This is a genomic window from Pantoea sp. GCM10028869 (genome assembly GCF_042666835.1).
Classification (GTDB): domain Bacteria; phylum Pseudomonadota; class Gammaproteobacteria; order Enterobacterales; family Enterobacteriaceae; genus Pantoea; species Pantoea leporis.
In genome coordinates, this window is sequence record NZ_JBHTGO010000006.1 from 215,253 (window position 1) to 230,227 (window position 14,975).

The following is a 14,975-nucleotide window of genomic DNA, read 5'->3' on the forward strand; positions in this document are numbered from 1 at the left end:
GACGCCATCACCAACTCAGCGTGACGGTTAAAGTGTCGGTATAGGTCCCGGCGCGCGTGGGGCCGGGCAGCGTTAATAAGCCGTAAATCGGCAACGTGATGTTGTTGGCATTGCTGTAGCTCAGCGCCATCGGGCTATTCACCGGAATTGCCGTGGTGTGTGCCGCATTGGTATACAGGCTGTACGCCACGGTATTGGTGTTACTGGTGTGTTTGAGATTGCGCGTGGAGGTGTAATGACTGCCGCCGTTGATGCTCATACTCACGGCGGTGCCTGGCGTGCAGGCGAGCGTGATAGTGGTGCTTTGCACATAGCTGGCGCTGACGCTGCTTGCGGCCACGCCAGATTGGGTACCAAAATTAAGCGTGCCAAATACCCCGGTATTGGTTCCGGAGACAACACAGCCTGCCACTACTGATGCTGAAACCTGAAACGTTGCGGTCGGCAACCCCCAGGCGGAGACGCTCCCTATCAGCAGGGCAAGGCCGCCTGCACTGTGCACCCACCGCTGCACCACGGCCTCCCTGATTATCCTTTCCCTCAGTAATTCACCGCCACGTTGATGGTGTCGGTGTAGGTCCCTGCCGGAATCAAGGGGTTAAACCCGCCGCCCACAACCTGACCATAAATGGCGTAGTTGGTCCCGAGTGTGGGATCGGTGGTACCACTGGCAGCGATATTGGTGTTGTTGGCGATGGCGGTAGTGAATGCGGCGTCGCTATACAGCGTATAGGCAATGCCTTGCGTGTTGTTGGAGCCGAGGATCAGGTAGCGTGGCTGGCCACTCACCGTACCGTAAACGGTCGCCGGTGCAGCGTTGCTGCTGGTGACCTGCACGTTGAAAGTTTGTCCGGTGGTGCAGCGAACAAAGATGCCGTTACCTGCTGCGCCAACCAGGGTGGCATTGAGCGTATCAAAAGTGGCTGCGCTACTACCAAAGTTCAGGGTACCGAAGTTCACTCCCGCCGTGGCCGATTGACCGTTCACCAAACAACCGGTGGTCAGCGTCAACGTCGCATTGATGGTTCCCGTTGTGGTGGCGGCAAAAACAGCATGAGGTGCCAGTGCGGCGCTTAGGCTAGACGCCACAAGAAAAAGCTTGAGTTTCATAATCATTCCTTACTGATTATCCAAGGTCAGTGCTTTTTCACCTGGTCATACATTTATGGAAATACATCCGAAATCAAACAAGAGCCGCAATGGACTCGACAGCGTAAGCGCCTGCCGCCTAAGAAAATTCCTGGATGGCGGATTAATGATTTATATCAGTTTTCTTTACTATAGATCAGCAAATTGGCCCCTGTATGCAGATGGTTCAATTTTTCCCTAATCAATTCACACTTTTCGCCGATAACTCAGTAATCACAAGGGGTAGCGAGCGGTTAAAAAAACCAAATAGACGATGATTTCACCCTCTACCGCGCGCTTCGGTTCAATGTTATGTTCGTGCATTAATCAGATATTATTAATTTTTTGCTTAACGACTGACGATGAAAATAAAAAAAATCCGCACGACAACTCCAGATTTTTCTGGACCAGTTCTGTATTGAACTGCGCCGCAGGGGGACATTAATCGCCCTTGATCGGCGCTTTATCATCCTTGTTCTAATTTGACGACACCGCACCCGCTCCGCAGCGGGTGGAGTTTAGGAGCGCACATGCTGCTGGTTACCTGGGATAGCGTTCTGGTTACCGTTTCACTGATCGTGGCCTTCATTGCCGCGTTCACCGCCTTAGATACCGCCGGGCGCGTGGCCGTTTCACGCGGTTATCTGGCAACACTGTGGTTGATCGGCGGGGGCACCGCGATGGGCATCGGCGTGTGGGCAATGCACTTTATTGGCATGCTGGCGATGATGATGCCAATGACCATGCGCTACAACGTCGAGCTGACCGCCATCTCATTGCTGGTGGCGATTATCAGCGCCATCTTCGCCTTTGCGCAGGGCGTGCAGGGCAGTCATCTCACCCGACGCCGCTTAATTCGCGGCACCTTAATCATGGGGAGCGGCATCATTGTCATGCACTACCTCGGCATGAACGCGCTGATGATTGCCACCCCGATTTACTGGAATCTGCCGCTGGTGACGCTCTCGGTGCTGATTGCCTACGCAGCATCAGGTGCGGCGTTATGGCTGGCGTTTCATCTGCGCCAGGGCGAAAGCCTGCTGCTGCTGCGCGCCTGTGCAGCACTGGTGATGGGCATTGCGATTGCCGGCATGCATTACACCGGCATGGCGGCAGCAGAATTCGTTATGCCGGTGAGCATGCAACATCACGGCGCCAGCGAAGAGGGAATGGCGGTGTGGGTCACGATTATCACGCTGAGCATTCTGGGGCTGATGTTACTGATCTCGATGCTGGATGCGCAACTGCGTGCCGCGCGTCTCGCTGCCAAACTCAAGCGCGCCAACAGCGAGCTACGTCAGCTGGCGATGCATGACAACCTCACCGCGCTGCCAAATCGCGTGATGCTGGAGCAGCAACTCACCACGGCGATCAAGCAGGCGACGCTGCAGGATGAAAACTTCGCGCTGATGTTCATGGATCTGGATGGTTTCAAAGCCATTAACGACACATGGGGCCATCACGTTGGCGACCGCTTGCTGATCGCGGTAGCCGATCGTTTGCGCGATGAACTGAGTGAGGAGATTCTTTTGGCGCGTCTGGGCGGCGATGAATTCGTCATACTGTGCCCGCAATTTCATCTGCATCAGGCCAGCAAACTGGCGCAGCGTTTGGTTCAAATCATTGATGCGCCTTTCGAACTCGATCGCTATTCGCTGCGCGTCTCGCTCAGCGTCGGTATCGTTATCTTCCCGCTGCATGGTCGCAGCCAGCAGGAGCTGATGTTCAACGCCGACTCCGCCATGTATCACACCAAACACAGCGGGCGTAACGGCTGGTGCCTGTTTGAACCGGCGATGAGCGCGGTGGCGCAGCATCAGTTGGCGCTGGCTAACGATCTGTGGAACGCGCTGGAGTATCAGGAGATGCGCCTGTTCTATCAGCCAAAATTCCGCGCGGGCGGCACCGTATTGATGGGCTTCGAGGCGCTGCTGCGCTGGCAGCATCCGCGTCGCGGCCTGCTGATGCCCGATATGTTTCTGGCGCGCGCCGAGAAAACCGGGCAAATTGTCGCGCTGGGTAACTGGGTGATCAATGAAGCCTGCCGCCAGCTGAAGCAGTGGCACGATGAAGGTAACGGCGACTGGACGGTATCGGTCAATCTCTCGGCTCTGCAGTTTCAGCAGCGTGATTTGATTGAGAGCGTGCGCCAGGCATTGCAGCGCCATCAAATTCCTGACGGGGCGTTGATGCTGGAAATTACCGAGAACATTGCGATGCGCGATCCGCAGTTCAGCCAGCAGCGCATTGCCGAACTGCATCGTCTTGGGGTGAAAGTGGCGATTGATAACTTCGGCATCGGCTACGCCAACTTGCTGCACTTGAAACACCTCGAAGCCAGCGAGTTGAAAATCGACCGCGCCTTTATCAACAGTTTGCGCGCCGGCAGCGAAGACGCCACGGTGGTCACTGCGATGTTGACGCTGGCACAAACGCTTAACCTGCGCATGGTGGCGGAAGGGGTCGAAACCGAGGAGCAACAGCGTTTGCTCACCGGGTTAGGCTTCGACACGCTGCAAGGTTATCTGCTCGGCAAGCCCACGCCAGCCGATCGCATCGGTGAATTTACCGCTGCGCTTGCGGTGCCGCTGGCCTTTAGCGATAACGTGGTGCCGCTGGCGGGCGCGCAATAAACAATTTTTAGTTTCTTCCCCATCGGAAGGTTTTATCGTTCAAAAATTCATATCGGCAGTTACGCTGCCGATAATTCCTACAATAAAACCAATAGACCGCACTTTTTTAACAACAACACCACAGCTGACTTACACCGGCTTTTACTTGGGAAATCACTATGTTAGTGACTTCGTACGATTCGTTTACCGTCATCGTCTCGATTCTGGTAGCGATGCTGGCCTCGTTTACTGCGCTTGATATGGCAGGGCGCGTGGCTTCCTCAACTGGCAAGGTGGCGCTGGTTTGGTTATTCGGCGGTGGATTCGCTATGGGCGTGGGCATCTGGGCGATGCACTTCATTGGCATGCTGTCGATGAGCCTCGATATGGTCATGAGCTATGATCCTACGCTCACCGTCACCTCCATGGTGGTGGCGGTATTAGCCTCGGTTTTTGCGCTGTGGCTGGTGTGCTCAACGCCCACTTTGCCGTGGCTGCGACTGTGTGGAGGCTCTGTGGTGCTGGGTTCCGGCGTTGTAGCAATGCACTACACCGGCATGGCGGCGCTGATGTTTACGCCCGGCATCACCTGGAATTGGGGTTGGGTGGCGGCATCGGTGGCGATTGCGCTGGTGGCCTCAGGCGCCGCGCTCTGGCTGGCGTTTAACCTGCGCGAAGGTCACGGCCGCGTCACCGCGCTGCGTTTAGGCGCATCGGTGGTGATGGGCTGTGCGATTGCCGGCATGCACTACACCGGCATGGCGGCGGCCAATTTCCCGATGCACAGCCATGCGACGCACATGGGCGTAAACAGCAACTGGCTGGCGGTGGTGGTGACGGTGGTGACGCTAGCGATCCTCGGCATTACTTTGCTGGTCTCAATGCTCGATGCACGTCTGCAAGCGCGCACCTCGATCCTTGCCCACTCGCTGGCGGAAGCCAACCGTGAGCTGGCACAGCTGGCGCTACACGATAACCTGACGCGTCTGCCCAACCGTATTTTGTTGGAAGATCGTCTGGAGCAAGCCCTCAATAAAGCGAACCGTGAGAAAACGCAGTTTGCGCTGATGTTTATGGATCTGGATGGCTTCAAAGCGGTAAATGACGCTTTTGGCCATCACGTGGGTGACAACCTGCTGATTGGCGTGACCGAGCGCATGACCGAACAGATGAAAGGGCACTACACGCTGGCGCGCATGGGCGGCGACGAGTTTGTGCTGCTGCTGGAAATTGCTGAACCCAATGATGCCGCAGCGGTTGCTGATACGCTGGTGAAAGCGGTGGATCGCCCATTCGATATCTCGCGCTATGAGCTGGTGGTGTCGCTGAGTATTGGAATTGCGGTTTACCCTGGTGACGGCAAAGATGATCGCGAGCTGATGTTCAACGCCGATGCCGCCATGTATCACACCAAGAACAACGGCCGCAACGGTTACACCTTCTTCCAGCCGTCAATGAACACGCTGGCGCAGTCGCAATTGCAGCTGAACAACGATCTGTGGCAAGCACTGGATAACGAAGAGTTACGCCTGTTCTATCAGCCCAAATACTGCGCGCCGAGCGGCCCGATCCTTGGCTTTGAAGCGCTGCTGCGCTGGCAGCATCCTTCACGCGGTCTGCTGGCGCCGGACGCCTTTCTGCCGATGGCGGAAAAGACCGGCATGATCATTAACATCGGCAACTGGGTGATCAACGAAGCCTGTCGCCAGCTGCGTGCCTGGCATCTGCAGGGTCATCCGCACTGGTCGGTGGCGGTCAATTTGTCGGCTGTACAATTTGAGCAAAGCAATCTGGTGGAAACCGTCACCGAGGCGCTGGCGCAGCACCTTATTCCGGCTGAACTTTTGACGCTGGAAGTGACCGAAACCACGGCGATGCGCGATCCGGAAGAGAGCGTGCGTATCCTCACCGAACTCACCAACATGGGCGTAAAAGCCTCGATTGATGATTTCGGCACCGGCTACTCCAGCTTGTTGTATCTCAAGCGGTTACCGGCCAGCGAGCTGAAAATCGATCGCGCTTTTGTTAATGAACTGCAGGCGCATTCGGAAGATGCCACCATCGTCTCCGCCATTGTCGCGCTGGCGCAGTCGTTGCATCTGAAAGTGGTCGCCGAAGGGGTAGAAACCCAGGATCAACAGGCGTTCCTCACCGGTTTAGGCTGCGATACGTTGCAGGGCTATTTGCTGGGCAAACCGGTGCCGCCGGAACGCATTGGCGAGTTGCCGAATTTTTATCAAGAAGAGTTAGCGCTGGAGCAGGTGCCTTAACGCCTTCATTCCCTCTCCCGCTTGCGGGAGAGGGTTAGGGTGAGGGAAACTAGCCGCCAAATCCTCTACATCGGAGTTCGGGTGGCGAAATATCAGCAGTTGGTCGAGCAGCTTCGCACGCAAATCGAGGCGCGCATCTGGCCGCCGGGCGAAAAACTGCCGTCGCTACGTCAGCAGGCGGAGCAGAGCGGGTTGAGCCTGATGACGGTGATGCACGCCTATGAAGTGCTGGAGAGTCAGGGCTGGATCGTCTCAAAGCCGCAATCCGGCTATTACGTGGCGCCGCGCGCCGCCGAAAGCCGTCCGCGCCTGCCCACGCAAGAGATCGGCAAAACCGATCAGGCGGATACCAACAGCTTCGTGTTCGACGTGCTGCAAGCCACGCGCAATCCCGCCATCATGCCGTTTGGCTCAGCCTTTCCCGATCCCGAACTCTTCCCGCAGCGCCAGCTGATGCGCTCGCTGGTAAAAGTCTCACACAACTTAAAGCCCACCGATGCGCTCAACAACCTGCCGCCAGGCAATGAAGCGCTGCGCAAAATTCTCGCCCAGCGCTACGCACAGCAGGGCATCACGCTGTCGCCGGATGACATCGTCATCACCAATGGCGCAATGGAGGCGCTCAACCTCAGCCTGCAAGCCGTCACCGAACCCGGTGATTGGGTGATCCTCGAAAACCCGTCGTTTTATGGTGCGCTCCAGGCGATTGAACGCCTCAAGCTGAACGCGATTGCCATCGCCAGCGATGTCGAACACGGCATGGATCTGGATGAGCTGGAGCAGGCCTTGCAGCGCTGGCCGGTGAAAGCCTGCTGGCTGATGACCAACCGGCAAAATCCGCTCGGCTTCACCCTGAGCGCCGAGCGCAAGCAGCAGTTGGTGGAACTGCTGGCGCGCTACAACGTGGCGATGATTGAAGACGATGTGTACGGCGATCTGTATGAAGGCCATGACAAACCGCTGCCGGCTAAAGCTTTTGATCTTGATGGCAACGTGCTGCACTGCGGAAGTTTCTCGAAGAATCTGGTGGCGGGATTTCGTGTCGGTTGGGTCGCGGCCGGACGTCATGCGCAGCGCGTGCAGCGTATTCAGTTGATGAGCACGCTCTCGACCAGCGCGCCGATGCAGCTGGCCCTCGCCGATTTCCTCAGCACGCGCAGCTACGATACGCATTTAAAGAAGCTAAGGCAGACGCTGGCTAAACGTAAGCAGCTGGCGCAACAGGCGCTGCGCCGGGTATTACCTGCTGAGGCCAACATCAGCGATACGCCGGGCGGTTATTTTCTCTGGGTTGCGCTGCCGGTGCAGATCAATACCACTGAGCTGTATCATTTGGCCTTGCAGCAGGGCATCAGCATCGCGCCCGGCCAGCTGTTTTCCAGCAGCGAAGGCTTCAGCCACTGTTTCCGCTTCAACACCGCCTGGCCGTGGGATGCACGCGCCGAGGCGGCGGTAGAGACGTTGGGAAAACTGATTAGCAAGCTAAACGGTTAAACCTGGGCCGCCTGCTGGTGGCCCCAGGTGAGATAGTAAACGTCGTAGAAATCCACTTCACCTTTCTGCTTCATCAGGCGATCAATGCCGCTGCGTACGCGCTCCGGCGTGTGGGGGTTATCGAGGATCTTATCCAGCGCTTGTTGAGAAACCGGCTGCACGTAATACCATTCGCCGTTGTAACAAACGCGCAAATCCAGCGTGTCGATATCTTCGAAGCGATATTTCGGGTTGATATCCATCAGCATCAGCACGCTCATCACCACCACAAACACCGTGGCAAACCAGAACGCTGGCCAGCCGAGCATGTCGGTTGAAAAGATCAGCGCCACGCACAGCGCGTAGCACAGATACATGATGGCCCAGAGCCCCGGATGGGTTTTGAGGAAGGAAAAGCTAAAGCGCGGCAAATTATCACGCTGTCCTTCGCGGTTCAGCGTGGCGATTTCGTCGAGCAGGATTTGTTTGATCGCGTCCATTGTTCACCTCTAATTATCACTGCCTGCCAGTAAAGCACATAACAGTGAAGCGAATTAGAGACAGATTCGCTGTGTTTTTTTATAACAGTTGCGAGGGGCCGGTGTTTCCCTCACCCTAACCCTCTCCCGCAAGCGGGCGAGGGAACCGATTGAGCCCGTTCTAACTACCCTTTCTACTTGTGGGAAAGGGCCGGGGTGAGGGCATCAAGCCGCAGAGTAATAAATCAAGAAACCTGACCCACAATCTGCAAATTCGCATCGTCTGGCACTTCGTTGTACGACAACACATTCAACCCATTGGCAAACAGACGGGCGTAGCGCGCAATCAGCGGGCGCAATTGCGGTGTTACCAGCAGCACCTGCGTCAGGTTCTGCGCTTTCAACTGCTCCACCATCACCGGCAGCGTGCTCTGCAGCTGCGTCAGGATATTCGGATCAACCGGGAAGCTATCCAGCGCCACTTTGCCGGCTTGCTGTGCCTGATTCAGCGCCGCCAGCAGCAGATTCTCCAGGCTGTTTTCCAGCGTATAAGCCGACAGCGGTTTGTTGTCCGGCGCAATCGCCGCCACCATGGCGCGACGCAGGGCATAGCGCACATCGGATGTCAGCAGGATCGGATCTTTGGTGATCGCCGCGCTCTCCAGCAACGTCGTCGCGATGGTGGTGATGTCTTTCAGCGACACCTGATCGTTCAGCAGCAGACGATACACTTTCAGCTGCAAGCTGAAGTTCACCGCCGCATTCACATCTTCCGACAGCTTAGGCGCCACATTCGCCAGACGCTGATGCAGCTGAGTGATGTCATCGTAGTTAAACAGCTCCGGCAGATTCTCGCGCACCACTTTATTCACATGAGTGGCCACCACGCTGGCGCAATCCACCACCTGATAACCCAGGTTCAGCGCTTTGGCTTTCTGCTCGGGCAGAATCCACGTCACCGCCATGCCGTAGGCCGGATCGGTATCCAATACGCCATCGATTTCGCCGTACTGTTCCGGCGTCGGGATCGCCATCAGACGATCGGCATGCACTTCGCCGACGGCGGTGCGCACGCCATTGATCTTGATCGCGTACTGCGCCGGCTTGAGGTGGAAATCTTCGCGCAACGCAATTTCCGGCAGCAGCACGCCGCTGGTTTCCGACACCACTTGCCGCACGCCACGCATACGCAGCGTCAGCGGCGCACCTTTGCCTTTATCCACCAGCGTCACCAGCTTGTAGCCGAGATTCAGCCCGATCGGCTCAACCATCGGGATAGTGTCCCAACCGATGGCGGGCTGATCGTCCGGCTGCGTCAGCGCCTGGCTGATCGCTTCCATAGCGTGATGATCTTGCGTCGGCGCTTTGATTTTCTGGCTTTGACGCCACGCAGCGAACAGCAGCAGGCCGGTAAATACCAGGAACACCAGATGCGGCATGCCCGGCACCACCGCCAGCACAAACATCACGGCCGCAGCGGTATACAGCGTACCTGGCTTAGCCAGCAGCTGAGACTTGATGTCATCGCCCATGTCCGCACCATCGCTGATGCGCGTCACGATAATCGCCGCCGCCGTTGAGAGCAGCAGTGAAGGAATTTGTCCGACTAAGCCATCACCGATGGTCAGCAGGACATATTGTTCAAACGCTTGTCCTGCTGGTAAACCGTATTTGAATACGCCAATCAAAATACCGCCAACCACGTTAATCAGCAGGATCATGATGCCGGCGATGGCGTCGCCGCGTACGAATTTGGACGCGCCATCCATTGCACCGTAGAAGTCGGCTTCGTTTGCCACATCCTGGCGACGCGTGCGCGCCTGTTCCTGATTGATTAACCCGGCATTGAGATCGGCATCGATCGCCATCTGTTTGCCTGGCAACGCATCAAGCGTAAAGCGCGCCGAGACTTCAGATATACGTTCGGCACCTTTGGTGACCACCACAAAGTTGATCATCAAACGCGGCGGCAAAAAGGCACACCATGCGCATCATGGCGGCGCGTGGAAAGTGGCCTTTGCGGACTTCACGTTGGCGATGATGGCGCTGTTTATGGTGCTGTGGATCATGGGCGCGGTGAGTGAAGAGGAGCGTAAAGAGATCGTCGCGCAATTGAACGGCACGTCGGTTTTTGATGGCACCAATTTCAATCCTTTTGACGTTGAGAACTCCGGCGGATCGGCGATTATCGGCGAAACCATGGCAATTTCCCCGCCGACGCAAACAGCGACTGTCAGCCCAGGTAAGGCTGACATCAGTTTGAACGCCAGCAGCAAGCCACAGGAAGATTTAGACAGCGTGCTGTCACGCTCGGATGCGGAGTTGGTGCTGCTACATAACCAGCTGCAACGGATGATCAACAGCTATAACGCGCAAAATTACCTGATGCTGGAAACCTTGCCACAAGGGCTGCGCATCCTGATTCAGGACGATCAGGATCGCATGATGTTCCCACGCGGTAGCGCGGTGCTAACGCCGTTCTTCCAGAAACTGCTGACCGAGCTCGGCCCGGTGTTTAACCGCATCGACAACAAAATCATGATCAGCGGCCACACCGATGCCGCGCAGTACAGCGGCAACGCCGCCTACAACAACTGGAATCTGTCGGGCGATCGTGCGCTGGCGGCACGCCGCGCGCTGGAGCGTGGCGGGCTGGAGAGTGCGCGCGTATTGCAGGTTAATGCCATGGCGTCACGCATGCCGCGCGATCATGACGATCCCATGAGTGCGCGTAATCGCCGCATTGAAATTCTGGTGTTAACCGATGCCGCTGCAGAAACCCTGTTCCAGTTTTATGGCCGCGAAGGGGAGAACGTTGTGAAACCTATCGCTGAGCGCCTGCGATAACCTGTCAGTGCCTTTGAATCGCTTTTTTTTGATTCGGCCGGTGGCGAAATCCACCGGTTTTTTTTGCATTAAATTCATGCCGCTTTGCGGCCTGGTGCGCATAAATGCGCGCCAGTTAGGGCGACCCTCATTCACCCGCACGAGATGTTAATTATGTTGCTAATAAATTTGGCTTTAGTTAGCTAAATCATTCTTTTTTGTGAATTTTGTTGGTGGGCGCACATTGCAATGCCACTTTGGTAAGCCACAATTAAGCATCGTGATTAACCGGAGAAAGAGTATGACTGCCAACCACTCCAGCCTGCTGTTACTGATGTCTTTCGCCGCCGGCACCTTTTCCGCTGGATCCTCCAGCAATCCGCAACATCTGATGTTATCGCTGCCGTCGGGCGGCGTGCCCAACAGCCCGCTGCCGCTGATCATCTGGCCCGGCATTGTGCCGTATGACGATGAAAATCCGACGGAAGACAGCGCCGCCTGGTTTGAAAAAACCTTTACCCGCAACGGCTGGCCCGCCGCATGGCGTGCGCCGATCTTTCCCTATACGCATTACCATCCGAACACCCATGAAGTGCTGGGTGTTGCGGCTGGCTGGGCGGAAGTGCTGTTCGGCGGCGACAGCGGTCGCATGGTGACGCTGCGTGAAGGCGATGCGGTACTGATCCCGGCGGGCGTCGGCCACAAACAGGTGTTTGCCTCAGAGGATTTTTTCACCGTTGGCGCCTATCCTGAAGGCATGTCCCCGGAAACCGTGCGTGATGAGCCGTCGCGTTTACGTACGTCGAAGGAGAAGATCCAGCAGGTGCCGCTGCCATCCCGCGATCCTTTTACCGGTGGCGAAGGGGCGATGACGGAGATCTGGCTGCCAATCGCGCAGCAGCTAATGCACCAGTAAAGTGCAAAACAGCCATTTCCGTTGACGCGGCGCGTGTGCCTTACCGGGGCAAGCCTCTGGCACAGTTTGTGCAGGAGAGAGTGAGGTCCTCTGACAAGCGCCGGGTAAATCATGAAAGAAAGCTACCAGATAGCATCACAATTCTATGATGAGATGTGGCTGAGCGATGGCCAACACCGCGCTCACTACCAGCAATACTGGGAATGGTTACAACAGGCGGACAAAGAGGCCGTGGCGCGCAAACGTGAAGAAGCGGAACTGCTGTTTCATCGCGTCGGCATCACCTTCAACGTCTACGGTGATGACGGCGGCGCGGAACGTTTAATTCCTTTCGACAGCGTGCCGCGCATCATACCTGCCAGCGAGTGGGCGATGCTCGATCGCGGCATTCGCCAACGGGTACAAGCCCTTAACGCCTTCCTGCACGACATCTACCATCAGCAACTGATCCTCAAAGCCGGCATCGTGCCCGCTGAACAGGTGCTGGTGAACGATCAATATCAGCCCTGTATGCAAGGCGTCGATCTGCATCGCCACATCTACGCGCACATTGTTGGGGTAGACATGGTGCGCAATAACGACGGCAAATATTACGTTCTCGAGGACAATCTGCGCACGCCGTCTGGCGTCTCCTATATGCTGGAGAACCGCAAGATGATGATGCGCCTCTATCCGGAACTGTTCGCCGGGCAGCACATCGCGCCGGTAGAGCGTTATCCTTCGCATCTGCTGCAAACCCTGCGCGAAAGCTCGCCGGTCAACGATCCGGTGGTGGTGGTGCTGACGCCGGGCCGCTTTAACAGCGCCTACTTCGAGCACAGCTTCCTCGCGCAGCAGATGGGCGTTGAGCTGGTGGAGAGCGCCGATCTGTTTGTCAAAGATGGCGCGGTGATGATGCGTACCACCGCCGGGCCGTGCAAAGTCGATGTGATCTATCGTCGCGTTGATGATGCCTTCCTCGATCCTCTGGCGTTCCGCCCGGATTCGATGCTCGGCGTGCCGGGCTTGTTGTCGGTGTATCGATCCGGCAACGTGGTGCTGGCGAACGCGATCGGCACCGGCGTCGCCGATGATAAATCGATCTATCCCTACGTCCCGGACATGATCCGTTTCTATCTTGATGAGGATCCGATCCTCAATAACGTACCCACCTGGCAATGCCGCAAACCGCAGGATCTCACCTACGTGCTGGCCAACCTGGCGAAAATGGTGGTGAAAGAGGTGCACGGCGCAGGCGGTTACGGCATGTTGATTGGCCCGGTGGCGAGCCAGCAGGAGCTGAGTGATTTCCGTGATCGCCTCAAAGCGCGCCCGGAAAACTACATCGCGCAGGACACGCTATCGCTCTCCACGTGTCCAACCTTTATCGATAACGGCCTCGCGCCGCGCCACATCGATCTGCGCCCGTTTGCGCTGTGCGGCGCGGATATTCGTCTGGTGCCCGGCGGCTTAACCCGCGTGGCGCTGAACGAAGGTTCGCTGGTGGTGAACTCGTCGCAGGGCGGTGGCACCAAGGACACGTGGGTTCTGGAGGATGACGCATCATGCTAAGCCGCACGGCCAGTGGCCTCTATTGGATGGCGCGCTATCTTGAGCGCGCAGAACAACTTGCTCGCGTGTTAGACGTGACCAACCGTTTGTCGTTAATGCCGGTGCGCGGTGACCAGGGCGACGATCTGCTGCTGCCGCTTAATCTCACCGGCACGCGTGAACTGTTTGAAACCCTCAACGGCCGCTTCACCATGCCGCAGCTGTTCAACTTTTTCGCCCTCGACGATCGCAATCCGTGCAGCATTTTCAGCTGCTGGCAGGAGGCGTGGAACAACGCGCATGCGGTGCGCGGCAGTTTGTCGTCGGAAGTGTGGGAGAGCATCAACTCGACGTGGATTGAGATGCGCAATACGCGGCGGCGCGGTATTACCAGCGCCAACGCCGATAGCTTTTTCGATTGGGTGAAAGAGCGCTCGCACCTGTTTCGTGGCGCGATGTTCGGCACCTTGCTGCGCGGTGATGCCATGAGTTTTATCCGCATCGGCACGCTGATGGAGCGCAGCGACGGCACCGCGCGTTTGCTGAGCGTCAATCAGCAACTGCTGGAACAACAGTCCGATTCGGTGCGCGAATATTATCGCCTCGATACCTTGCTGCGCGCGGTGTCGGCGCGTGAAGCCTACAACGCCATCTTTAAGCAGCAGCTGTTACCGGATCTGGTGAATGAGATGCTGATCCTGCGCAGTGAAAGTCCGCGATCGCTGCACTCCTGTATTGATGAGATCGCTACCCAGCTCGAGCAGATCGGCAGCAGCGGCGAAGATCGTCCGCGTTATCTGATCACCGTGCTGCTGGCGGAAATTAGGTTTAGTACCTGGGAAAGCCTGACCCAGGAAGGGTTAACGCACTGGCTCAATGCATTCCTGACGCGCCTGAACGCGCTGGCAGACAGCATCAATCACACCTATCTGGAGGCGAAATGAGACTGAACATCGAGCACAAAACCCGTTACGCCTACGAGCAGCAGGTGACACTCAGCACCCAGTATCTGCGTTTGACGCCGCAAAATTCGGTGCATCAGCAAATTATCTCGTGGGATTTGGAGCTGCCCTGCGCAGCCACCTGCACGCAGGATGCTTACGGCAACGTGATGCATGTGCTAACGCTGGATACGCCGCATCAGCAGCTCGATATCGCCGCGCGCGGTGTGGTGGAGATCCTTGATGCCGGCGAGTGGGCACCCGATCCGGAGTGCGCGTTGTCGCCGCTGGTGTTTCTGCGCGCCACGCCGCTGACGCTGCCCAATCCCGAGATCCGCGAGTTTGCCCAGCGCTACTGGCGGCCGGAAAAGCCGCTCGCCAGCCTGGAAAAGTTGATGGATGAATTGCTGCTGAAGATGCCGTATCGTCCCGGCAGCACCCAGGTAACTGATACCGCCGCGAAAGTATTTGCCGCCGGCAGCGGCGTTTGCCAGGATCACAGCCACGTGTTTCTCGCCTGCTGTCGCACTCTGGGGATTCCGGCGCGCTATGTGAGCGGCTATCTCTATACTGAAAACGTTGAGCACGTCGCCACTCACGCCTGGGTTGAAGCCTGGCTGGATGGCAGTTGGCACAGCTTTGATATCACCAATAATACCCGCAGCACACGCCAGCATTTACGTCTGGCGGTTGGTGTGGATTATCTCGATGCCTGTCCGGTGCGCGGTATGCGGCTGGGCGGCGGCGGTGAAGATATGCTGGCGGTGGCTGCGGTGCTTCAGGTGCATGCGCAGCAGTAA

General features: G+C 57.1%; 11 protein-coding genes and 1 pseudogene. 8 read left to right on the top strand and 4 right to left on the bottom strand.

Features of this window, described 5'->3' with window-relative positions:
- Positions 1-7: 7 nt before the first annotated feature.
- Together ACFQW4_RS17185 and ACFQW4_RS17190 are read right to left on the bottom strand one after the other, a co-directional pair.
- Positions 8-514, bottom strand: a complete 507-nt coding sequence (locus ACFQW4_RS17185; protein ID WP_240632893.1) for a spore coat U domain-containing protein — start codon at positions 512-514, stop codon at positions 8-10.
- A gap of 26 nt (positions 515-540) precedes the next feature.
- On the bottom strand, positions 541-1,110 hold the full coding sequence (locus ACFQW4_RS17190; protein ID WP_101761803.1) for a spore coat protein U domain-containing protein: 570 nt from the start codon (positions 1,108-1,110) through the stop codon (positions 541-543).
- 548 nt (positions 1,111-1,658) lie between these two features.
- Here ACFQW4_RS17190 and ACFQW4_RS17195 point away from each other — a divergent pair.
- The 3 genes from ACFQW4_RS17195 to ACFQW4_RS17205 all read left to right on the top strand — a co-directional run bounded on the left by ACFQW4_RS17195 (position 1,659) and on the right by ACFQW4_RS17205 (position 7,504).
- Positions 1,659-3,761, top strand: coding sequence for a bifunctional diguanylate cyclase/phosphodiesterase (locus ACFQW4_RS17195; protein ID WP_110867289.1), 2,103 nt, complete (start codon positions 1,659-1,661; stop codon positions 3,759-3,761).
- A gap of 158 nt (positions 3,762-3,919) precedes the next feature.
- Positions 3,920-6,010, top strand: a complete 2,091-nt coding sequence (locus tag ACFQW4_RS17200) for a putative bifunctional diguanylate cyclase/phosphodiesterase (protein WP_377726355.1) — start codon at positions 3,920-3,922, stop codon at positions 6,008-6,010.
- Between the two features lie 81 nt (positions 6,011-6,091).
- Positions 6,092-7,504 carry a PLP-dependent aminotransferase family protein gene (locus ACFQW4_RS17205; RefSeq protein WP_377726420.1) on the top strand — a complete coding sequence of 471 codons (1,413 nt, stop codon included), beginning with the start codon at positions 6,092-6,094 and terminating at the stop codon, positions 7,502-7,504.
- Here ACFQW4_RS17205 and ACFQW4_RS17210 read toward each other — a convergent pair.
- Both ACFQW4_RS17210 and ACFQW4_RS17215 read right to left on the bottom strand, forming a co-directional pair.
- Complete coding sequence (locus tag ACFQW4_RS17210) at positions 7,501-7,983, bottom strand: YlaC family protein (RefSeq protein ID WP_101761807.1); 483 nt, start codon at positions 7,981-7,983, stop codon at positions 7,501-7,503. The two genes, ACFQW4_RS17205 and ACFQW4_RS17210, sit on opposite strands and share 4 nt — an antisense overlap.
- A 224-nt stretch (positions 7,984-8,207) precedes the next feature.
- A pseudogene (locus tag ACFQW4_RS17215) lies at positions 8,208-9,923 on the bottom strand (flagellar biosynthesis protein FlhA); the annotation flags it as partial.
- Here ACFQW4_RS17215 and ACFQW4_RS17220 point away from each other — a divergent pair.
- The 5 genes from ACFQW4_RS17220 to ACFQW4_RS17240 all read left to right on the top strand — a co-directional run bounded on the left by ACFQW4_RS17220 (position 9,895) and on the right by ACFQW4_RS17240 (position 14,975).
- Positions 9,895-10,809 carry a flagellar motor protein MotB gene (locus ACFQW4_RS17220; RefSeq protein WP_377726358.1) on the top strand — a complete coding sequence of 305 codons (915 nt, stop codon included), beginning with the start codon at positions 9,895-9,897 and terminating at the stop codon, positions 10,807-10,809. The pseudogene ACFQW4_RS17215 and the gene ACFQW4_RS17220 overlap by 29 nt on opposite strands.
- A gap of 280 nt (positions 10,810-11,089) precedes the next feature.
- Positions 11,090-11,704, top strand: a complete 615-nt coding sequence (locus ACFQW4_RS17225; protein WP_110867284.1) for a cupin domain-containing protein — start codon at positions 11,090-11,092, stop codon at positions 11,702-11,704.
- A 111-nt stretch (positions 11,705-11,815) separates the two neighbouring features.
- Positions 11,816-13,255: a circularly permuted type 2 ATP-grasp protein gene (locus tag ACFQW4_RS17230; protein WP_271461018.1), complete on the top strand. Its 1,440-nt coding sequence runs from the start codon at positions 11,816-11,818 to the stop codon at positions 13,253-13,255.
- Positions 13,249-14,178, top strand: a complete 930-nt coding sequence (locus tag ACFQW4_RS17235; protein ID WP_101761812.1) for an alpha-E domain-containing protein — start codon at positions 13,249-13,251, stop codon at positions 14,176-14,178. Before ACFQW4_RS17230 ends, ACFQW4_RS17235 begins: the two co-directional genes overlap by 7 nt.
- Positions 14,175-14,975 carry a transglutaminase family protein gene (locus ACFQW4_RS17240; protein WP_101761813.1) on the top strand — a complete coding sequence of 267 codons (801 nt, stop codon included), beginning with the start codon at positions 14,175-14,177 and terminating at the stop codon, positions 14,973-14,975. Before ACFQW4_RS17235 ends, ACFQW4_RS17240 begins: the two co-directional genes overlap by 4 nt.